20 protein-coding genes are annotated in these 21,466 nt (G+C 42.6%); 6 read left to right on the forward strand and 14 right to left on the reverse strand.

Going from position 1 to position 21,466, the window contains the following annotated elements:
* Nucleotides 1-66: 66 nt before the first annotated feature.
* Nucleotides 67-1,716, reverse strand: a complete 1,650-nt coding sequence (locus B5E64_RS10160) for a recombinase family protein (RefSeq protein ID WP_087168408.1) — start codon at nt 1,714-1,716, stop codon at nt 67-69.
* Between the two features lie 3 nt (nt 1,717-1,719).
* Complete coding sequence (locus B5E64_RS10165) at nt 1,720-1,977, reverse strand: hypothetical protein (RefSeq protein ID WP_087168409.1); 258 nt, start codon at nt 1,975-1,977, stop codon at nt 1,720-1,722.
* A 393-nt stretch (nt 1,978-2,370) separates the two neighbouring features.
* On the opposite strand from B5E64_RS10165, the gene B5E64_RS10170 reads away from it, so the two are divergent.
* Genes B5E64_RS10170 through B5E64_RS10180 form a run of 3 tightly spaced genes read left to right on the forward strand, consistent with a single transcriptional unit; the run spans nt 2,371 to nt 3,885 of the window.
* Nucleotides 2,371-2,943, forward strand: coding sequence for a TetR/AcrR family transcriptional regulator (locus B5E64_RS10170; protein WP_087168410.1), 573 nt, complete (start codon nt 2,371-2,373; stop codon nt 2,941-2,943).
* Nucleotides 2,940-3,689, forward strand: a complete 750-nt coding sequence (locus B5E64_RS10175; RefSeq protein ID WP_087168411.1) for a CPBP family intramembrane glutamic endopeptidase — start codon at nt 2,940-2,942, stop codon at nt 3,687-3,689. The genes B5E64_RS10170 and B5E64_RS10175 overlap by 4 nt, the downstream gene beginning before the upstream one ends.
* A 1-nt stretch (nt 3,690) precedes the next feature.
* Nucleotides 3,691-3,885, forward strand: a complete 195-nt coding sequence (locus tag B5E64_RS10180; protein WP_087168412.1) for a cysteine-rich KTR domain-containing protein — start codon at nt 3,691-3,693, stop codon at nt 3,883-3,885.
* A gap of 466 nt (nt 3,886-4,351) precedes the next feature.
* Here B5E64_RS10180 and B5E64_RS10185 read toward each other — a convergent pair whose 3' ends face one another.
* The 7 genes from B5E64_RS10185 to B5E64_RS10215 form a co-directional block, all read right to left on the reverse strand.
* On the reverse strand, nt 4,352-4,981 hold the full coding sequence (locus B5E64_RS10185; RefSeq protein ID WP_087168413.1) for a GyrI-like domain-containing protein: 630 nt from the start codon (nt 4,979-4,981) through the stop codon (nt 4,352-4,354).
* A complete protein-coding gene (locus tag B5E64_RS10190; RefSeq protein ID WP_087168414.1) occupies nt 4,978-5,484 on the reverse strand; it encodes a GyrI-like domain-containing protein in 507 nt (168 codons plus the stop codon). The genes B5E64_RS10185 and B5E64_RS10190 overlap by 4 nt, the downstream gene beginning before the upstream one ends.
* 61 nt (nt 5,485-5,545) lie before the next feature.
* Nucleotides 5,546-6,454 carry a YafY family protein gene (locus tag B5E64_RS10195; protein WP_087168415.1) on the reverse strand — a complete coding sequence of 303 codons (909 nt, stop codon included), beginning with the start codon at nt 6,452-6,454 and terminating at the stop codon, nt 5,546-5,548.
* Between the two features lie 170 nt (nt 6,455-6,624).
* Nucleotides 6,625-7,383 (reverse strand): hypothetical protein, encoded by a 759-nt coding sequence (locus B5E64_RS10200; RefSeq protein WP_087168416.1) that lies wholly within the window; start codon nt 7,381-7,383, stop codon nt 6,625-6,627.
* Nucleotides 7,380-8,297: an ABC transporter ATP-binding protein gene (locus B5E64_RS10205; protein ID WP_087168417.1), complete on the reverse strand. Its 918-nt coding sequence runs from the start codon at nt 8,295-8,297 to the stop codon at nt 7,380-7,382. The genes B5E64_RS10200 and B5E64_RS10205 overlap by 4 nt, the downstream gene beginning before the upstream one ends.
* A complete protein-coding gene (locus tag B5E64_RS10210; RefSeq protein WP_087168418.1) occupies nt 8,294-8,494 on the reverse strand; it encodes a PLD nuclease N-terminal domain-containing protein in 201 nt (66 codons plus the stop codon). Before B5E64_RS10210 ends, B5E64_RS10205 begins: the two co-directional genes overlap by 4 nt.
* Before the next feature lie 4 nt (nt 8,495-8,498).
* Nucleotides 8,499-9,608: an XRE family transcriptional regulator gene (locus B5E64_RS10215; RefSeq protein ID WP_087168419.1), complete on the reverse strand. Its 1,110-nt coding sequence runs from the start codon at nt 9,606-9,608 to the stop codon at nt 8,499-8,501.
* A gap of 1,054 nt (nt 9,609-10,662) precedes the next feature.
* Between B5E64_RS10215 and B5E64_RS10225 the strand changes: the two genes are divergently transcribed.
* Together B5E64_RS10225 and B5E64_RS10230 are read left to right on the forward strand one after the other, a co-directional pair.
* A complete protein-coding gene (locus B5E64_RS10225; RefSeq protein ID WP_087168420.1) occupies nt 10,663-10,968 on the forward strand; it encodes a type II toxin-antitoxin system RelB/DinJ family antitoxin in 306 nt (101 codons plus the stop codon).
* Nucleotides 10,965-11,297, forward strand: a complete 333-nt coding sequence (locus tag B5E64_RS10230; protein ID WP_087168421.1) for a type II toxin-antitoxin system RelE/ParE family toxin — start codon at nt 10,965-10,967, stop codon at nt 11,295-11,297. The genes B5E64_RS10225 and B5E64_RS10230 overlap by 4 nt, the downstream gene beginning before the upstream one ends.
* A 934-nt stretch (nt 11,298-12,231) precedes the next feature.
* On the opposite strand, the gene B5E64_RS10235 is transcribed toward B5E64_RS10230, so the two are convergent.
* Nucleotides 12,232-12,981, reverse strand: coding sequence for a hypothetical protein (locus B5E64_RS10235; protein ID WP_087168422.1), 750 nt, complete (start codon nt 12,979-12,981; stop codon nt 12,232-12,234).
* A gap of 303 nt (nt 12,982-13,284) precedes the next feature.
* Between B5E64_RS10235 and B5E64_RS10240 the strand changes: the two genes are divergently transcribed.
* Entirely contained in the window at nt 13,285-13,989 is a 705-nt protein-coding gene (locus B5E64_RS10240) for a hypothetical protein (protein ID WP_087168423.1), read from the forward strand.
* Between the two features lie 24 nt (nt 13,990-14,013).
* Here the strand turns inward: B5E64_RS10240 and B5E64_RS10245 are convergent, their stop codons facing one another.
* Genes B5E64_RS10245 through pglZ form a run of 4 tightly spaced genes read right to left on the reverse strand, consistent with a single transcriptional unit; the run spans nt 14,014 to nt 21,369 of the window.
* Complete coding sequence (locus B5E64_RS10245; RefSeq protein WP_087168424.1) at nt 14,014-14,316, reverse strand: hypothetical protein; 303 nt, start codon at nt 14,314-14,316, stop codon at nt 14,014-14,016.
* Nucleotides 14,294-16,681, reverse strand: coding sequence for a PHP domain-containing protein (locus B5E64_RS10250; protein ID WP_087168425.1), 2,388 nt, complete (start codon nt 16,679-16,681; stop codon nt 14,294-14,296). Before B5E64_RS10250 ends, B5E64_RS10245 begins: the two co-directional genes overlap by 23 nt.
* An 8-nt stretch (nt 16,682-16,689) precedes the next feature.
* Nucleotides 16,690-18,756, reverse strand: a complete 2,067-nt coding sequence (gene brxL, locus B5E64_RS10255) for a protease Lon-related BREX system protein BrxL (RefSeq protein ID WP_087168426.1) — start codon at nt 18,754-18,756, stop codon at nt 16,690-16,692.
* A gap of 18 nt (nt 18,757-18,774) precedes the next feature.
* Nucleotides 18,775-21,369, reverse strand: a complete 2,595-nt coding sequence (pglZ, locus tag B5E64_RS10260) for a BREX-1 system phosphatase PglZ type A (RefSeq protein WP_087168427.1) — start codon at nt 21,367-21,369, stop codon at nt 18,775-18,777.
* Nucleotides 21,370-21,466 lie beyond the last annotated feature (97 nt).

Here is a 21,466-nt window from a genome sequence, read left to right on the forward strand (position 1 = left end):
TACTTCCTTATGTCTTGAGTAGTGATAAGGAAGTAATCGTATCTTGCAGGGCGGCATAGCGTGTGGCTATGCCGTTCTGCCTTTTCTTTGCCGTTCAATCACTTGACTGTCGTTAGGAAGATTAACTTCCCCAATGAAGTTCCAAACAATCTGCACTTTCTGTCGGCGGTGGCCGCTGGACTTATCCGGCGCATGGACTATGATTTTCTTCACAAACTCATTCACTATCGTAGGGGTTAATTCTTTCACGCCCACATACTTGCGAATGACGGCGGCAAAGTTGTCAAAGTCTGCCTTGTCCTGCTCGAAGATATGAACAGCGTTTTGCTCTGCATGAACAAACTCCGTCAATTCTTTCTGCTCGACTTCATACTCCGCAGACAGTTTCAAAAACCGTTCGTGGCTGATTGTTCCGTTTACATCATCTTCATAAATCCGCTTGAAAATCCGGTCAAGTTCGGCTATCCGTTTCCTTGCCTGTTCCAATGCTTTCTTGCGCCGCTTCATATCCTTTTCCATTTTCTCAAAACGCTGCTCATACACCATATCGCGAAACGAAGTGATGTCGTCGATAAACATAGCGGTTACATCAAAAATCCGTTTTAGGACAATCCGTTTCAGCGTTTCCTCTCGGATATAATGGGCGGTGCAACTTCCCGTATTGCTCTTGTAACGGGAACAGCGGTAACTGTCTTGCGAGGGTGTCAAACTTCTTGCCGTACAGAAATGTAATTTACTGCCACAGTCAGCGCAGAAAATTAAGTTGGAAAACAGCCCTTGCCGTTCCGCTTGCTTGGCGGGGCGGCGTTTGCTTGCCCTTAATTCCTGCACCCGTTCAAAAAGTTTTTCATCAATGATTGCTTCATGGGTATTGCGGAAAATCCGGCGGTTTTCGGGCGTGTTCTCATACCGCTTTTTCAGTTTGTTTGACTTGGAATAGGTTTTGAAATTGACCGTATGCCCGCAGTATTCAAAACGCGCTAAAATCTTGGAAACAGAGTTTGCGTCCCATAAATACGGATTATCCGGCAAAGGCTTTCCGGCGCATTTTGCATAGTAGGATTTTACCGTCAAAACTTTTCCCTTTTGCAGTATTCTTGCAATCTGCATAGGACCTTTCCCGTCTACACACAGCGCAAAAATCTTTTTGACTACTTCGGCGGCTTCTCCGTCTACAACCCATTGTTTCGGATTATCCTTGTCCCTCAAATATCCGTAGGGCTGCTTTCCCATATGTTCTCCAGCGTTTGCCTTTGCGGTAAGTATCGCACGGATCTTCCGGCTTGTATCGCGTGCATAGAAATCGTTGAACAGGTTGCGAAATGGGGTAAAATCGTTGTCGCCCTTGTCGCTGTCCACACCGTCGTTGATTGCAATATATCGAATATCACGCTCGGCAAAAAAACTCTCGGTGTAATAGCCGACTTTCAGATAATCGCGTCCCATGCGGGACATATCCTTGACGATAACCGTTTTGACCTTTCCCGCTTCCGCAAGCCCTATCATTTCATTCCAGCCGGGTCTATCGAAAGTTACGCCGGAAACGCCGTCGTCAATGAAAAAAGTCGGGTTAGGGAAACCGTTGTCCTCTGCATACTGCAAAAGGATTTTTTTCTGATTGACAATGCTGTTACTGTCCCCATCAAGCGCGTCCTCTTGACTTAATCGGGCATATAAAGCGGTAATGTTGTCGGGATAATTTTTCGTTGTCGTCATTGTTCATTCCTCCTGTAATGAACGCCCGACAAACAGGTTGTTATCTTCATTATAGCGGACTTCTTTTTCTTTGTCAGTAGGCGTTTTCACGGTTTCCGATTTTATGAGCCGTTTCATTTTGTCATAGAGCAGTTCAGAGCCGCCGCAAACCGTTGACACTTCATAAAGCGTGCCGCCAACTTTGTATGTAACGGTTTCATTCAGCGGATTGCCCTTTTTCGGTAGCAAATCGTTGTATTCAATTTCTCGTTTCCTTTCCATTCCTTTCCTGTCCTTTCCTTATTTTGGGTAGGGAGCAAGCACAGCAAATGAGTACCCATTTGCCGCTTGCTTCTTCCGCAGCAAGCATAGGAAAGGGGTACCCTTTCCGTAAAATGCGCCGCATTTTCTCTTGTTGGGAAAATCCCAAACCCTTTTGTGTTCTCTCACTCAATATCCCGTCCGAAAAGCGGCTTTTGTTGCACTTTGTCCCTCACTATATACAACACCGCACTTTGCGATTTTGCCAAAGTTTTGAGAAAGTTTTTGAAAAAACTTCAGAAAAGCCTATTCAAAACACTCCACAGAATGTTCCTAACTCTATTGACATTCATTGAGTTTTTATATATAATTATTGTTATATAACATCAATAATTTTTTGAAAGGAAAGTACTTATGCCACCAAAAGTAAAAGTAACAAAAGATATGGTTATTGACGCTGCTTTTGAGATAGCCCGTGAAGCAGGAGCGGAAAACATCAATGCAAGAACTGTTGCAAAGAAACTGAACTGCTCCACACAGCCAGTCATGTACCATTTTGCAACGATTGAAGAATTGAAAAAAGCGGCTTATGCAAAAGCAGACGACTATCATACAGAATATCTAATGAATATTGAAAGCCCGCAGAAAGGCGTTATGCTTGGAATTGGGTTGAATTATATCCGCTTTGCGATTGAAGAACCGCATTTGTTCCGCTTCCTTTTTCAATCGAACTTTTTTAATGGAACGACTTTGCTTGAAATGATAGATGCCGAAGAACTTGCGCCTGTTCTTTTGGCAATGCAAGGAGCAGTCGGAGGAAGTATAGAGCAAGTGAAAGAAATTTTTTTGACAGTTTTTTTATTTGCTCACGGATATGCGAGTATCATAGCCAACAATTCTTTGGAGTATGATGAAGAACTCATAAAATCTCATTTAGAACGGGCTTACAGAGGGGCAATATTAGCAACACAGGAGGAAACAAAATGAGAAAACTATACGAAAAAAACGAACTGACTTTTGCGATTGTGTGGATTGTGATTTATTGTGTGCTGCAATCTTTAGCCAATCCACTAAATGAAAAAATAGGGGTTGAATATTCTGCAAGTGCAATTTTTTCTATATTACAGTCCGTGATCCTCTTGGTTTTTATTCGAAAAAATAACTTACTAAAACGATATGGGCTTTGCAAATCTCCTATATCTGCCAGCCGCTTTCTGTTCTATATTCCCTTGATAATTTTAGCCACAAGAAATTTTTGGAACGGAGCGGCGTTTAATTTGAACTTGGCAGGAACTGTCTGCTATATTGCCTGTATGCTTTGGGTTGGATTTTTAGAAGAAGTTATTTTTAGAGGACTGCTTTTCAAAGCGATAGCAAAAGACAATGTAAAAACGGCAATTATCATTTCAAGTGTTACATTTGGTTTGGGACATTTATTAAACTTGGTAAATGGCAGTGGTGCGGGAATAGCAGAAAACTTACTTCAAGTTACAGGGGCGATTGCGATTGGTTTTCTGTTTGTCATTCTTTATTATCGTGGCGGTAGTTTGTTCCCTTGTATAATTACGCACTCCGCAATTAACATCACAAGTGTTTTTGCAAATGTGGTAGGATTGACGATAGAAAAGCGTATCATCTTCCAGTTGGTACTGTTTGCAATTACTATTACTTATTCTTTTATTCTCACAAAGACACTCCCTAAAAATCAGTATTACGACAGGGAGGATAACTGATATGGAAAATGTGATTTCAGAATGGTTGCGCTGCCCTGTTTGCGGAAATAAGACAAGGCTGAAAATCCGTGGGGACACAGAACTAAAATATTTTCCGCTGTTCTGTCCTAAGTGTAGACAAGAGACTTTAATCAATGTAAAACATCTGAATACCACAGTTATCAAAGAGCCAGACGCACAGACGCAGAGCCGATAATACGCAGATGAAAATGCGGTTATCGGCTTTTTCATATTCTCTTGGAGAAATGTAAATGCCGCCATATCGACAAACTTTTCTTGACCTTTTAGGGAAATAGCAAAGCCAAGAAAAGCCGTCAAGGGTCAAGATAAACGCTTCGCGCCCTTGACGGCTTTTCCCGCCTTTGCTCACAGGCAGACAAGAGGGCGCAAACGGAAAGACCGCTTGCGCCCTCTATCTATCATGGGTGTCGTGTGGTCATTTAGGGGTTAAAAAAGCCTTGATTTATGCGGCTTTGCGGGCGCGAAAATGGAGAGATAAGGGTTTTATATTCAATCCCTCAAAAACAGCGTTCTATCGCGTAACAAAGCAGATATACCGCATTTCACGATATACCCGCTTTCAGTTACTACAACCTGTCTGTCAGCCGTTGAATTGTTCCTTATCCCTCTTTATCTTGGGTACAGTGCTTTTTCTTTTCACCTTATTTAATCGGCTGTCGGATAACCGTTTTTAAGTTTTCCGGCTTACACTTACGCACATCACTGAGATAAATCTCATGGTGATATCTTTGATCGGAAAAATCCAGTTCATAGCCTTGTTCTTTGGCATACCGCTCCATCTCCCGGACCGTCACCGGCTCATTATCATACGGACCGATATGCATACACTGGACGCATAACCCCTCATGGTAAGTAAAAAATTCCACTTTTGAAAAATCCATCTGCTTTTTCACACTTGCTTCTTGTATGGCCCAATCAAACTCCTCCCTGGTAACGAACTCCGGAAGGCGGATAAGAGAAATCCACTGAAATTGATCTTTCCGTGTGTAATCAACACCTTGCACTCCGTCCTGCCACCAGAATCCCTCCAGTGGCGGGACCACATAATCAAAGTATCCTTCTATCCTGTGTTTGCCCATCTTACTCATTTTGATGGTGTAAGCAATACTATACAGCAATCCGATTGCCGCCTTATAATCTCCTTCTTCTTCATTCGGATCCCCCATTCCTCTCACCGCCAGGAAGTTCATCTCAGGAACTTCCACAATCTGTGGTTTCCTGGGCGGAAGATAAAATTCCTTATACTCTTTTTTATAATCAAACGCCGTCATTCTTTTTTCCTCCCTCTCTTTGGTTTCTGTTCCGGAAGCGCATTCTTTAATCCGATGTAGAAATGAATTTCTGCATGTTCCATATCGTCATTTTGATACTCTTCAAAATCACAGAGATATGCTCTCGGGAGATCCATTTTCCAGATTTCCTGCCAGGCTTTTGAAATCTCTTCAGACGATGTACGCATATCGCATTGGATCACAAATTTCGCATACGGTCCTGCTGGAATTCTGCGAGTCTCATACCGGGGATGTTCCGGCTGATGTTCTACTGCATAACAAACCATTATCGTATAGTCGTCATCTGCATCTCCGGCATAGTCCGTATAAAGCCCAATGGCTTTTCCATCCGTCTTATCCTGTATCCTCTCATAGATTCCATCTGTGTAAAACTGACGCCATAGATCTCCGATCACCGCTCCCACATCGGGTGCATGATTATTGGTACGGGCAACAATTCCTACCACCACTTTTTCTTGTAAATTTACGATTTCATAATTCATGTTAAATGCTCCTTTCCGTTTGGTATTTTCATTCTATCAAACCAAACAGGACAACTGTTTGTCATGAATCTGCATATTGTTTTTGCAGTTCTTGTCCAAAGGAACTCAATTTTGGCCGGAGAAACGCCGGTTCCAAAAGCTCTGCACCGCCTTGAAAAGATAAAATCCAGCCAAGGATCGCATCCTCATCGGTAAATCCAAAAGAAAATAACAGTTTTCCATCTACCTGCTGAGTAAAACAACCAGGTCCGTATTCTTCTATCAACCGCCACCGATATTCCGGTACAATCAATGCTTTTACCAAATAGGTGTGCGGAAACACTGTTTCATTGGACAGATCCGGCAGTGGTGCTGCCTGTTTTTCAAAAGGTTCCTCCATCTGCAGTTCTGTCATCCGGTTCAGTTTAAATAATCGGTAATCTTTTCTTTCCCGACAATATCCCCAGACATACCAGCTGGCCCAGCGGAAAATCAGATAATAGGGCTCTATGAGCCGTTCACTTTCTCCCTTCGGGGCATAATAATGGAAGCTGACACACCTTTCGCACTCAATTGCCCCATGAATCAGTTCTATCTTTGGTGACAAAGCGGTTTTGCTCCAGGAAGAAAGATCAATCAAAATATGCTGTCCGCCCGGCATAAAATCAGAGGCACCAGCAGACAGCTTTTCCATCAGCTGCATATACCGGTTTGTACCACTTACACTGTCCAGACTGCGAAGACCTGCAAGAATCGCCTGCATATCGGTGGAGGTCAGCAGCGTACTGTCTATTTTATATCCTTCCATAATGGAGATTCCACCGTTTACACCCTGGGTCGTTACCAACGGGATACCGGCCTTGCACAAATCCTCAATATCCCGGTTGATCGTCCGTCTGGATACCTCAAACTTTTCTGCCAGATAAGGAGCAGTCACCTTATCCTTCTGAAGAAGGATGGATAAAATTCCAATCAGTCGATCTATCTTCATTTCCATCATCTCCTTTGCATTCAGTATAACTACGATCTATGACAATAGCATGTCATGTTTTAATGCAAAAGGCAACCAAAACGTACATTAAGAGTGGATTTATAATAAAAGAGCAGGAGGGACACAAAGCCCAATACGCCTTGTGTCCCTCCTCATATGCAGCATCGCTGCTATATCTGTTTTTTGTTAAAAGAACAGATACTGCTTATCATAATCAATAAAATGAAAGCAAGCGTTACAATGATAGAAACATAGAAATCCGATGGAACCCTCTCTGATGTGAGTAAAGACACACACCCTGTTGACAGTAAGTATGGATTGTACTCTTCAAGCTTCGGAAAAATATACGCAAGCATAAGCACCCCTGCAAAACCGCCTGCTAAAAGAAGGGATCCATAAATACTGCCAGACAGAGCCCCTCCAAGAAGCATCATTGAGATTTCCAGTACGCCAAATAACCACATACAACATGCAGCAAAAGGTAAATTTGGCAATTCTCCCGGCAGTAGATACCTTGTATAGATCAACGTTATTACAAAACATATCAGATAGCTCACTGTCCATATTGAAATGATTGCTGTAAACTTTGAGAGTATGACCGTTTTTCGCGGCAGCCCCTTGGTCAGCATATTGATCAGTGTTCCTTTGGTAAGTTCATTTGACACGATACCGCTAAAAACAATGACAAAAAGAATAAGCTGTGTTGACATGTTTTTATAAAACTGTATCCATGAATCAACGGTATGCGGTTCACCAAGAGTAATCGTCATTCCTTCCGGCATAAACGACGAAAGAAGTTTCGGCATAATTTTTGCCGTAATCGGATTCAGCATACCGAAAAGTAAAAAAACTGTAGCAACAATAAGCAATTTATATGTTCTTATACTTTCAAGAAATTCTTTTTTCGCCATGGCAATGAACGCTCTCACTTCACCACCTCCAGAAACAGATTTTCTAACGTAGGCTCTAAAATTTCGACCTTTACCGGATAGATTTTTGTTTTATAAATAGCATCGTAAATCTGTCCTGCTGCCTCATCGATATTCTTTGACCTCAATATCACCGTGCAATCTGTACGCTCCGCATTTTGAAAAAGCATACCAACACATTCATTCCCAGCAAAACGTTGCAAATCTTCCGGCGAACGGAATTCGATCTGCAGTGTGTCAAGACGATGGTTTTGTTTTAACTGAGAAAGGGTCCCGTTTAACACTAAACTTCCATTGTTCAAAACTGCAACGTGATCACAGATCCGTTCTACATCAGACAGGATATGTGTTGAAAAAACAACGGTTGTTTTTCCTTTAACTGAGAGCAGTATGTCAAGAATTTCCTTTCGCCCAATCGGATCAAGTGCGGAAGTCGGTTCGTCGCAGATCAACAGTTTCGGTTCGGCCAACAATGCCTGTGCAATTCCAAGTCTCTGCTTCATCCCACGGGAAAAGCCCCCGATACGTTTATTCGCTTTCTCAAGCCCTACAAGTGATAAAAGTTCTTCTGACTTTGCTTTTACTGTTTTCCGATCAAGGCCAGTAATCTCACCGCAAAGTGCCAGATATTCTTTTGGTTTCATATAACCGTAAAACTCAGGAACATCGGGCAGGAAGCCAATATAACGATTAGTTTTGGTTTCGCCGTATGTTACCTCTTCTCCGCATACCGATATTTTACCGCTTGATGGTTTCAGCAGACCTAATATCATTTTCATTGTTGTTGTTTTTCCCGCACCGTTTTGTCCCAAAAATCCATAAATTGTATTTTCAGGCACGGAAAGGCTAAGGTTATTGATAACATTGTGCCCGCCAAATTTTTTACTGAGATTTTCAATTTTTAAAATACTCATTCTTCACCTCTGCCAAAAATAAAGTAGACAATCGGCCCGATTATCTGTACAAACAATACAACAACAATCCAGAAAGACTTATTGCCGAACTTGTAATGTGAATGCCTCAAAACGTGTATCAGTGCTGTTATTGCAAGAATCCATTCAATTATGATCAAAGGAATCAAAAAAGGAAGATATTCTACTAAAACATCCATAACGCTATCCTCCTAACACAGATGTAAGTTTTTCGACAATATGCCGATACTTTACATGATCAGCCAGTACCGAAAAGACCGGATTCTTCGCAACACCGTCAATGATGCCTTGCCTGACTGTTTTATCATCCCGCGGTGCATGAACACCTAAATCAAGCTCCGCCAGCCACTCATCAATTCTGTCAAAAAAGCGATCGCCGTGAAGTGATATTGGATAAGATATTCCCACTGCTAAATCACAATACTGTTGTAATGCCGCCAGTGCGTTGTCGGTGTCATTTTGCATGGCAAAAACCGCAGCCACGTTTAAATATGCAGAAAGCATTGTGGCAGGATGTAACTCCGGTGCATGAAAAGTATCAGAAAGACAATTAATCCGGTCAATGATATTTTTCGAGGCTTGTGCATCTGCTATCTCAAGCTGTAAAAGCGTAGTAAGACTTTGCATGATGTTTAAGAAATTTTGGTATATCTCAATTTGTAATATCTCTTTAGCCTTATCCGGCTTACCACTCATAGAATACCCCATTGACAAAATATGATTTTCATTCAGCACAGGCGTTTTTGCGTCTGCGAGTAATTCAATGGTTTTAACAGGTTCTTCCAAAATGATATAGCAGGTAGCTTCCATTACATTGCTCTTCCTGCACAATGTTAAATCATCGCTTTCTGTTTTTATTCGTGAAAACAGATCAATCGCTTCGCGGAGAATTTCCTGCTGCTGGCTTCCCTTTGCCAACATATAGTGATTCAGCAACAATGCACCGATTTGAAAAAGCAGAGGAAAACATGAAAAGTATTTTTTTCTGATTTCTCGAATTTCGTCCATCACTTGATCGAATGGTTTTTGAGCAAAATCATTGGATAACCGCAGATACAGTTTTTGTATGTCTTCTTTTGTCATCTGCGGCTGATAATTGATAAGCTCATCAACCGTAATATTAAAATACGAAGCAAGCTGCGGGAGAAATGTAATATCAGGATAGCTTTGTCCCGTTTCCCATTTCGATACCGATGCTTTTGATACTCCGATATAAGCCGCAAGCTCTTCTTGGGTGATTCCTTTTTCCTTACGTTTTAAAACAAGTATTTTTGCTATATTTAGTTCATTCAACTTTATCACCTTCCTTGCCTATTATTATACCTGTATTGATCGTATTAACAATGGATTAGAAGTTGATTTTGGTTGATAAAATCAACCATAAGGAAACAGGTCTGAATCATGGGAACGGATAGCTATATAAAACAGAGACTTTGAGCTTTGTTTACCAATAAAAAATCGGAAACCGCCCCCTGTCCTTTGACAAGTTCCGATTCCCGAAAAATACATGTTTTTACAGTTTTTCATTTTTTAGCACGAAGCTGATTCTTCATTCAAGCATCATTCATTAAGCAAACATGCTGTCAATGCCTTATATTCACGAAAATACATCCCACTTTTCATTTCCATGTGCCCATATTCCTGATGCTTTGAGAAAATTTCAATCGCTTTTTCCACCGGAACCCATCTGGGCTCCAGACCTTCTTGTTCCTCCTGCTCAGTAAGTGAGCGTTCCGTATGACCATCAGCTTCGCAGATAAAATAATGGCTCTTTGCCCGATAAGCTCAAGTTGCCTGATCTCAATTATAGAAATTATAGACAAAAGGCAGTTTCAGGGCATCATTCGTGAAGTGCTTCTATGAACAACCGTTCTTATCTGTCAGGTGATTAACACAAGTCCGCACTATATATTGGCTGCTGGGTTTATAAAGCATCCGTCTCTTATATTTACCTCCGCATTCTCCACAGCAGATCCGACCGGAAAACCATACCAGTTCTGGTATCTTCCGGTGTCATAACCATTTCCTTTTTAGCCCCACTATTTCACGATCACCATCTCCCCGTCCACATTGGCATAACCGTATTGGGATAGGAAATGATGAAGGTTCCATTCTAAAAACGCCGTTTGATAACCCACTTCACATTCTCAAAAATAGACACCGACTCGCTTTCTGACAAAATGCTTTTGTCAAAGTAAAGTCCGCCAAATTTCCACTCGTTATTGGATTTGATATAGTTTTCTACAATTCCTCCTTACATGTCTGTAAACAAATTTTAAATATGCTTGCATTTGCTTGCATTTGCAAAAGAAAGTGGGTATAATATATCCAAAGGAGTGTGATAGATATGGCAAATACATCCGCAGTTTATGCCCGTATTGATAAGGAGCTAAAAGAAAACGCAGAAGGAATCCTTTCTCAGCTTGGGATTTCCCCGTCCAGCGCAATCCAGATGCTTTACAGTCAAATTGTACTAAAAAAGGGAATGCCTTTTGAACTGCGCCTGCCTTCCACAAAACCTACCGCAGTCGGCGATATGAGCCGGGAACAGCTGAATGCAGAGCTTATGAAAGGTGTGGAATCCATGAAATCCGGAAAAACCTATACAGCAGATGAGGTGGATTCCGAGTTAAAGCGGGAGTTCGGTATATGAGCGATACCTATTCCATTATCTACTCCTCGGAAGCCAAAGATGATCTGAGGGAGATTTATTCTTACATCGCTTATGACCTGCAGGCACCGGAGACAGCAGAGGGCCAGGTCAATCGTATCCGGAAAGAAATCCGGTCGCTGGATTTTATGCCGTCCCGATATGCTGTCGTGGATTGGGAGCCGTGGAAAAGCATGGGGATGCATCGGGTACCGGTAGACAATTTCATCGTCTATTATGTCGTAAATAACGGCAGCCGCACGATAACTGTGATCCGAATTTTCTACGGTGGCAGGGATATCGAGGACATCATTCAGGCAAAACGTGAGTAATCCGCAAAAAGGAACAGAATAGCTGTTCCTTTCTGCATTCAGAACTTATCAAGCTCCTCCTGAGCGACAATCCACTCATACTTCACGCCGTCATTGACTTTTCCCATCCACTTTTCCTGCCTCCTTATACCTTTCCTTCCAGATTATTCTTGTTTCCAACCTGTCAGCTCCACACCCCTAATATCAAAATTGGCCACCAACTCTCCATTATTTTCCAAAGTAGACCAGTTTCTACTTACCTATAAAATGAAAAAATCCGGAAATCGAAACCTGTCCTCTGACAAGCCCCGACTCCCGGAAATCCCTTGTTTTCTATACTTTTTCAGTATTCTATTCTTTAACTTTTGACATCAGCACAACCGTCTCAACATAGCACGAGGAAATGATTTAGATATACATTTCCTCCACCTGTTCGTAAAATGCCGCCCCAGTACCATATCGACTACTTTTTAGCTGATAGGGTTCACGGGAACATGTCGGGACGCCAAGATTACACCGTTCACCTAAAAATAAATATCTGATTTGCCTTCTCAACAAACGTATCTGCTGAATCCCTCCACTGTCCCGGATAATAACGGTAACTCATACGACTTAACTGACCATTCCCATCAATTTCACATTGAGTACTATATTTCGTCTTACCCGAGTTCGATGTATAATGGAAAACAAGAAAACCGTATTTGTCAACCTTGACGTATTTCCCATGAGAAACTGTTTGAGCCACCTTGCTTAGTTCGTTCAAAGGTACTCCATGCCATTTTTCTCCAGACTGTTCTTGTTCATAGATTACATATTCTTCAGGTGTATATCGTTTGGGCGGCTCATAGGTTTGTTTTCGTGACTGTTGTAACTGAGCATCTAAAAATTAAATTTTTTAAAATACTACCAAATAATCCCATGTTTCTCCCTTCCTCATAAATCTTTTATAAACCAGTCAACATAAATAATCAATTTCAAATATGTTTTCTATGGTTTGTAAACTCATGTTCGTACAAATATACACGCTCTTAAATCCTTCCAAGGTTTTAGGTATTTCTTGCTCCGTACTATAAGAAATCTCTATATCCTTATAGCCCTGCATCCCTATTCCATTCTTAACCTTGCGCCCCTTATTCTTCCCTGCATCCTCCGTGATGGCAATATACGTATCAGCTCCTACACCGTTATCGACACAATAGGTGCAGATATATTGCCAGACTCCCAGCAGAAAATTGTAAAAATAGACCATCTTCAGATCTCGAAGATCTGACTTATACACAGGGATGTTTTCCGGCATAATATGGAATTTAACATTCTCTTTAATTCCGGCATCTGCCTCTATCATTTCTAGAATGGCCCTTACCAGCCATTTTCCATTTGTTTCGACGTCCAAAGACCTTGTGACAAAAGCTTTTATTTCTTCAAGAACAGCCTCATATTCGTTCTTCAGGCGATCATTAAAAGCGGCCAGCACCACCTCATCGCCAAACTTTATATATTCGGTGTCCAAATCCGGATCGCAATTTTTGAATTTAGATGCGTAAGTCGTCAAGGTGTTTCCGTACATACCCTTCACACCACGATCAAAAATCACCAGCAAATCTTTCAAGATTTCTTCTTGATTTCTTACCGGCTTCTTTCTTGCCTTCAATATCAATGTAAAAAAAATGCCCCCACAAAAGCGAATCGGCGTTTCTCCATCCATTCATTTCACCTTCTTTTCAAGTAATTATCTGCGATCAACTGAATCAACCCGATAAACCCAAATCACTGATTGACCCAGAACTCGATAAACTCAATGATCTCCATAGCAAAATAATTCGATTGCTGAAGATCTTAAGCGCGCTAAAGCAGGAGGATTACATCCCGATTCCAGAACTGTCGCAAAGCAGCCATGGGGTCGAATGTCTACCTCTTTGTTTTGGTGTGCTTTCTTCATGCATGCATCAAAGATCAAGCCACGGATGAATCCTCCCTGATCCGGCAATCGCCAAAAAGGAGGTTCATCATGAACAAAAAAGTCACAGAGTCAACCAGCGACAAAAAGTATTATGTACTCTTTGAAACTGACGAGGAAGGCATTCGCCAATACAAAGCTTCCTCCGAACAGGAGCGCAACGTCACTTCTCTCTCCAAGATGCGTGTTGAAGGCGAAATGCTTCCAGCTATCAAGCTGGAAGTCGATAAATCCACCTACGATACCTTCAAAAGGGACCAGTGGATGGAAGAATACCGCTACAAACAAGAAAACCGCTGCATCATCGGCGGAGCAGGCGGTAAATCCAGATTCTGTCCATGCAGAATTCCGAACCCTGAATACAAGGAAAGCGGCACTGTTCCCAAAACCATTATAAACGACTGCGCCAAGTGCCAGTATTACAGATCCTTCAAATCAGAAAAGGGCAAGGTTTTCTTCTCAACCCTAACCGTCACTGATAACCATGGAAATGAGGATCCCTTTGATCCCGCATCACCGTACCCACTCAATCAGGCGGACGAGTACATGAAACTTTTATATGGCCTGATCCGCTTTATCAAGATACACCATCCGAAATACAGTAAATACACGAAACTGGTGGAACTTCTCGGGCACGAATATACCCTCAAGGAAGCTTCTATCATTCTCGGTAAACCGTATCGGACGCTTTACGGCTGGATCCTTACTCTTCGTCCAATCTTTGACGAATATATAGACACCCTAAGCCACATCTAAGTCTAAAGAGATCCATCCACAGATTTATTCTACGGATGGATCTTCTTCCACCTCCTCTTCACTGTCATCAGGCATTTCAGAAAGCTTCTCCTTTATTTTCGCTATAAGCTGAGTGATACACTCATAAACACGTCTTGCCTCTTTATCGTCCGAAACACAGTTTTCCACTTCGATATCTTCAAAATCTTTATCTCCACTGTAAAAAGCCTGATAAAATGCTTTTACGTCAAATTGGAGTTCGGCTTTCGATATCTCAAAAATATTTTCTTTGTTGTCAAAGCATGCATAACCATCCTCTGTACTTCTAAATTGAAGTGTTCTTTTCATATCGTTTCCATCTCCTTCGTAATGTATCTAAACCACCCTCGATGTGGTCAGAAATGATATCGAGGATGTTATAATCCGCATCCCGATATTCAAGAGCCCCTGACTGAATATAAATCTTGTCATCTTCTTTCCCAATAAAAATAACATTATCGACATCAAGATTTACGATAAACTGCGGTCTATGGGTTACCATTAAAACTTGCCGATGTTCCCCCATAATCTTAAACCTGTCAAGCAGATAATCCCGAACAGCCTTCTGTGAAATATTATCTTCTGGCTGATCAATGATATACATACCATCGTGACTCGTTTCATAAGATAAGATATCAAAATATATTTGGGCATCTAGTCCGGAGGACAATTCCTGCGTCCGGTCTTTTCCCGCCTGAGTTATCGTAAATTTGTTCGCCAGATCGTCATCCAACTTTTCCTGTATTTTTGATTTCAACTCATTCAGTGCTTCTGATGGAGCTCCTGTAAAATATGAAAATCGTTCTGACAATTCATCCTGGCTCATTTCCAGAACAGACTTCTTAGTGCCTTTTTTCATCTCCGATGCAAAAAGGCTCTTAACATACTCTTCGTCAATTTCTGTTATTCCTAACCGACTATTAAATTCATAATCGTGGACACGTTCCGTCTGTATCTGAATAGTTTCCTTCTCAATGCGGAAGTCCGGCACTGTTAGCTTCTCTCTCCGCCTAATAATAGCCGCAATCGCTTCTGCTGCATTGTCAATATTCTCATTGTAAGTTGACAGCTTTTTTTGCGTATCCGAAACAGAGGACTGATATTTCTGCTTAAACTTACTGACAGCGTTCTGAAAAAGAGCGATTTTTGTATTTTCTCTTTCGGCCCTTTTCTTTTTCTTCTCATAACGCATGGACATACTGTCCAGCTGTTCAATAATATATTCCAACTGTTTTCTGTCATCCTGTTCAAGCCAGGGGCTTTCCATTATCGTCTCAATCTGTTCGACAACATTATCCAGATCACCGCTTATATTATTGTAGCCTTCTACACGTCGATTATTCTTTGAAACGGATCCAACAAACGTTATACTCTCTGCCTGTTCTATGTCTTCATCAAGTATCTTAAATCTACCCAGTTGAGCTTCCAAAAGTTCCAGTGCAAATTTTTCTTCCAGGAATGCAAAAATAACATTCAGCTTTCTCTGAATCTTTTCTTTGTATGCTCCTGACTTAATTGGAGCCGGATAATACGGACTCAGAAAATCGTCAGACTTGATTTTTTCCTGTTCAAACTTATCACGGATCTCACCCTGCATATCAAAAGCAAATATCTCTGCCGCAGGAATTGTTGTTCCAATCTCGATATTATGCTTTTTCAAATATTTTTCATATCCTCGAACCACGGACTTATTGAGCAGACCTTCCTGCTGCTTTCTGTATTCTGTTAACTTGTGCAGCAGCAGGGACTTTCCTATCGAATTGTCTCCAATAATAACATTGATTCCTCTCGAAAGAGGAACAACATAGTTTTCACCATCAATCGTAATCTGCAAGTTCTTCGTGTAGGTCTCAGTCGGATTGAAAAAGCTATTGACAGTCTTTATTCTTCTGTGATCTGTAATTGCCATAACCAGGCCTCTGAAACAGGGCAGGCATTTCACATAGGTATAGACGAAATCCGTATTATCATTTTCTGTCTCTTTGGGATAATGCCGCCAGTCATGACAATCAGACCCCGTAATAAATCGGATATCCTCAGTCAGATCCTGTGCATTCAGAAAATTCTTATTGAACACCTCGTTCTTACGGTTTTTGAATTCAAACGCTTCAAAATAGTCAGTATAAACAAACTCTTGGAACTTCTCTTCTCCAACAGTTTTTGCATCATTTTTGTACGGACGAGATGCTGTCAACGAACTCTTCTGATGAACAATAAGGGCTGTATCCAGATCAATGCTTCTCAAAATGGAAAGAAACTTTTCTTCTGAAAAAGCACTCCCTTTGTCATATGCAGTTTTCCCTTTATCATCTACCAAACAATCAGCGATCTTCGCCACTTTGGTCTCATCCTCATCATTAAAAACTGCAATTACATGTAAAATGGTCGGACCTTTTTCTCCGATAAACTCAACTGTAAATTCGACACCTGGAAATACTTTAATAACAGAGTACTGTTCATCGTTTTCGTAATCCTTCAACGCCTTATACATATCGAATCTAAACACATCGTGATCCGTAATGGCACACATTTGAACGCCATTGGCATTCAGTCTCTCTGCCAGAACGTCAATGTTATCTATTGTATTGAAAGCCACCTTCTTTTTATCCTTTGCACAAGAATAAACGGAATGGATATGTAAATCAATTTTATATCCAGTTTCTACTATCTTCATAAATCTCCTTACTCAACCCCCAACGCCTTAAACACCGCATCCTCCGCACTCTGATACGGAATCAACTGGAACGCACTCATCAACTCCGGCGGCACCGTTGCAAAATCTACAAATGATGTCTGCGGAAGCAGCACCTTCTTCGCCCCGGAATCCAGACACACCTGCAGCGTATCCGCCAGGTTATCCACTTTGATCAACGTACCGCTGATACTGATCTCACCTAGGATCGCCGTGGAACTCTGCACCGGTCTTCCCAAAGCGATAGAACACAGCGCAATCAGCGTTGGAAGAGCCAACTTCCCGGTCATACCGATTCCCTGCAGATCCTGATAATTGATAATGTAATCCTTCTGCGTTGTACTGATAGAACCACTGATCCTGTTACCGTTCGCCTTCAGATAATTGAAAGCCGTATTGGAAGATTCCCTCGCATCACGGTCAGAACCTAGTCCTGTCCGCTCCAGCTTGCCGTTACCCGGAAGCATCTGGCTTTCCAGGCGGAACACTCCGATCATCCCGGACTTTCCCTGTGATACGGTATAAACCTGTCCCGGATTGCACAGCCCTTCAGGGATCAGCTTGCCACCGCCCTGCTCAGGCACCGAAACATAATGCTCGGACATGTCTTCCAGATTGATATAGGAGAAATTCACATCATAAAACTCCATGCCACCCAGCTTTTTCAGCTGTTCCTTAACACGCCGACGCATTTCCAGAGAAATCTTCAGGATCTCTTCCAGCTGTTCTTTTGTATATTCGCCGTCCGGATACATGAGCTTCACAAGACCGCCCACCATCTTCCGAACCGCAATCGTATCTCTCTGATTCAGGTTCCTTCCCAAACGAAAATACTCATCCAGAGCGTCCCCATACTGTTCTTTTCTCAGCTCCCGCAGGAACTCAGCCAGATAATCCGTAATGAAACCATAATCATTTGTAAAATGCTCCGGCCGAAACTTCGGAATCTCCCACCCCGGAATATAACAATGTATACGATCCAGAAACGCTGTATCGGTCCCCATCTCCGGCGGAAACGGATCAAATAGACTGGAAGTTTTCAACAGAACATCCACACTCTGATTAATATTTCCCACAAAAACCATCGATGCGGAGGCCGCTTTTTCCTCCTTGCCTCTGGCAAAGGATCCGGACGCCATATAATCCTTCATGATCTGGATCCCGTCTTTATCCTTAAAATGAATACCGGCCACCTCATCAAAAGCAACAACATCCCACATACCGACAAGGCCAATTGTTTTCCTTCCCATATTATAAAAAAGGTTAGCCACCGTGGTCTGTCCGCCGGATACCAGAATACTGTTCGGCGATATTTCCTTATACAGATGGGATTTACCCGTGGATCTCGGACCCAATTCACACAGGTTAAAGTTATTCTCTACCAGCGGAACCATACGTAAAAGAAGCAGCCACTTCTCACGCTCAGACAAAACGTCCGGCTCCATACCGATAGAACGCATCATGATATCCAGCCACTCATCCTCTGTGAAACGCTTCCTGCCTTCCTTCAGCTCGTCAATCTCCACATGAGGCATCTGGATCGGAGTCAACTTCCGGATCTGTACCGGCATCCCATTCTTCTTTTCTTCTTCCACATACTCGTAATCAAGCTGGACAATACACCAGATACCGCCACAGAGCAGCCGGTCATACTTCTCCGGGTATTCATCTTCCAGAAGAACATTGTCGATACCCAGATTAGAGAAACTTGCAATATAAATATTCCGCTTCATATCAAGCCGTGCCGTAATCATATCGATGACGGTATAGCTTCCTTTTTTCCTGAGCTTTGACAGAACTTTCTGCGATTCATCCGGACGGACAAAGTTATCCGCCAAGATCCGCTTCACATTCTGTACCCCCTGCTCAATGATAGACTCATCATCGGAACTGCAATACTGACCAAGAAGAAACTCCAGCACGTACACCGGCACATTCGCCCCTTCCTTAATCTTCTTCGTCAGATCCTTCCGAACGATCTTTCCGTCAAAACTCTCACGGAGCTTGTTCTTTATTTCCTCACGCTTATTTACAGCATTTTCAGCGATAGGCTCCATACATTCTCTCCTTTCGCCTTAACTAAAGAAATCAAATTCATCCACCGCAAAGGCAATATCTATCTGGAACTCTTCCCTGGATACAACCAAGCCGTCCGCATCCGCAATCACGAGATAATAGATTTCCTTGTTATCATATTTCAGCGACTTCAGATTGAAGCTGCACCGGAATGTCCTCTCCTGTCCGTTGTCACTGGTCTTATCCGCAATAATCTTCGCAACATCGCTGATCTGCTTTCCATTGCTGTCCGTGAAATACAGCTGATAAGTCGCAGCCTCGCGATTATCCCCCACCGGTTCTTTTTGGTAGAAGTTCAGTGAAAAGATCATATTGCTGACTTTATGTGTTGCCGACAGAAGACTCACCTCCACCGGCTTCGTATCATACTTCTTCTGATTCCGCTGATACTGCTTACTCTGATTTCTCAGGAAATGATAATCAATGACCGGCACGACCATTTCCTGAAGGCTGATCCCGCCATGAACGAAATTAAGCCCGCTGCCGTTCATTTTAATTCTAATATTTTCTTTCGGTGCAAAAGCATCATACTCGGATGTTCCGCCCAGGAACTGAACCTTCTGCAGATAACCGGGATCCGAATCCTTCATCATGATTGCATAGCGTCTGCCATACTCCACAATGCGATTGACGAATCCGGTTTTATCAATCTTGTCATCCTCGGTCAGCGGACTATAGGTATAAAGGAATCCATGATCCGCCGTGAACAAGATGTGTGTCGCGCCGAAATCATTACAGATGATCTTCGTCAGGTTCTTCAATTCCTGTATTGCGTTATCGCAGGCCGGGAACACCATCGTATCGGATGTATGACTTGCCTCATCAATGGTATCGTGATAGATATACACAACATCCATTCCCTTTACCATTGCGCTTCGGTCAGCTCTCTTCGCATTTACCAGATCTTCATATTTTACTGCCACGCTGTTCGGCTTCTCCGCCTTCAGGATCCTATCCCGGTATCCGGCATCCGTTGAAACGCCGTCCGCCATAACCTTCAGGACTTCACCATGCAGCTCCACTTCCAGTTCCTTATGCGGAAGCAACGCAGCCATGCCGAACTTTGTGATGGTCGGAAAGATACCCTGGACATCCTGAAGCTTTACATCCGCCTGTGTCTCGCGTCTTAACTGCTCCGCAAGGGAAGCAGCCACTTCGTACCGCAGGGCATCGGAAATGACAACAAATACCCTGCTGTCCGCATTTTCAATGCGGTTTCTGTAAAAGTCTGCCTGTTGTGGCACTTCCAAAATCCGGCCATACTTTGCCAGTTCCTCAGAACATACGGTCTGCCAGTTGCCGCCCAGCTGCCCCAGGAACCAGTTCTTATACAGCCCTTCCACTTTCTCCATGACAGAGCGGAACAGGTCATGCAAATCAGAATTGTATGCCTTCAGGCTTTCTCCATAGCTCTTATGGAACAGACGGTAATAAGTATCCATCCTGTAATACTCGGAAGTATATTCTTTCCAGACCTTCTTCGCCTCAGCAGAATGGAAGCCTGTCGAATGCTCTTTATAGAACGCCTGCATGTTCGCCACCTGCAGGATTCCCTCGTAATAATCTTTGAATGGCTTATAGTTTACGCACGTCCGGCGTTTCTCTACTGTCCGCTTGATCACATCCACATCAATGATATGATCTCCGATCTCTGTCATCAGCTTGATCAGGATCACTTCATCCAGACACGGAAAGACTTCCGTATCCAGCAGATCACTGACCTCCAGCTTCATAAACCGCTGCGGAAGCTTCAGTTCATCCTCCACAGATTTTGCGATCTCTACAAGCTGTTCCCGATCTTCGGCATGAAGCCAGTCAGAAATAAAATCAAAGCAGAACGCCTGATGCGGCGAAGAAATGAACTTGTCCAGTCCCGCCAGATATTCTAGCCTCATCGTCCTTGTGGTTGCTGTCAATAACATATGTATTGCCAGCATTGTGATCGCCGGCTGATCAGATACATAACCAGATACCTGCTTCACTATGTTCCAAAAAGCCTTATCCGCACCATAATTCACAAACTCCCGGTACAGATTATTCGTATTAATATCCATTCCGGCTTTCAGTACTTCTTTCATGATTGTTGCCGGTGAGACATCCTTCAGACCACCCAGTGCTCCCATAACAGCCATATGGAGCTGCACCGGAATCACAGGTGCTTTACTCTGACTTGCAATCTTATCCCTGCGCACCTTTGCTTTGAAAAACTTCCGGTATTCCTTCACCTGTTTACGCATCGCTGACGTTGACGGAATCCCCAGCTCGTCCATCCAGATAGAGATCAGATCTGCCCGGAATTCTTCGCTATACATTTCAATATCTAGAAGCCAGTCATCCTCCGGCTTCTCATAGGACAGCGGGCAATATACCAGAAAATTGTTCGTGGTATTGTCCACCGACAGAAGTTTTTTCACCGCAAAGTTGTTGGTTCCGGTCAGTGCGACCAACTTTGCATTATTCAGCGTAACTTCATCCAGCCTCTCACGGAACTCTCCATCTTCATCGTACCAGAATATGATACGACGCTTATAGAATTCCTGCAGTGGTGCGGCAAACCGCTGATTCAATTCTTGTATGATTTTATCTGAATCCATACCGATACCTTCCTTACTTAAAAAAGTAAAGAGCAAAAACACTTGATTTTCTTCTACGCTCTTGACAGTTTCTTATTTTTAGCATATAATAATAACA

It is taken from the genome of Drancourtella sp. An12, assembly GCF_002160935.1.
GTDB classification, from domain to species: Bacteria; Bacillota; Clostridia; order Lachnospirales; family Lachnospiraceae; genus Sellimonas; species Sellimonas catena.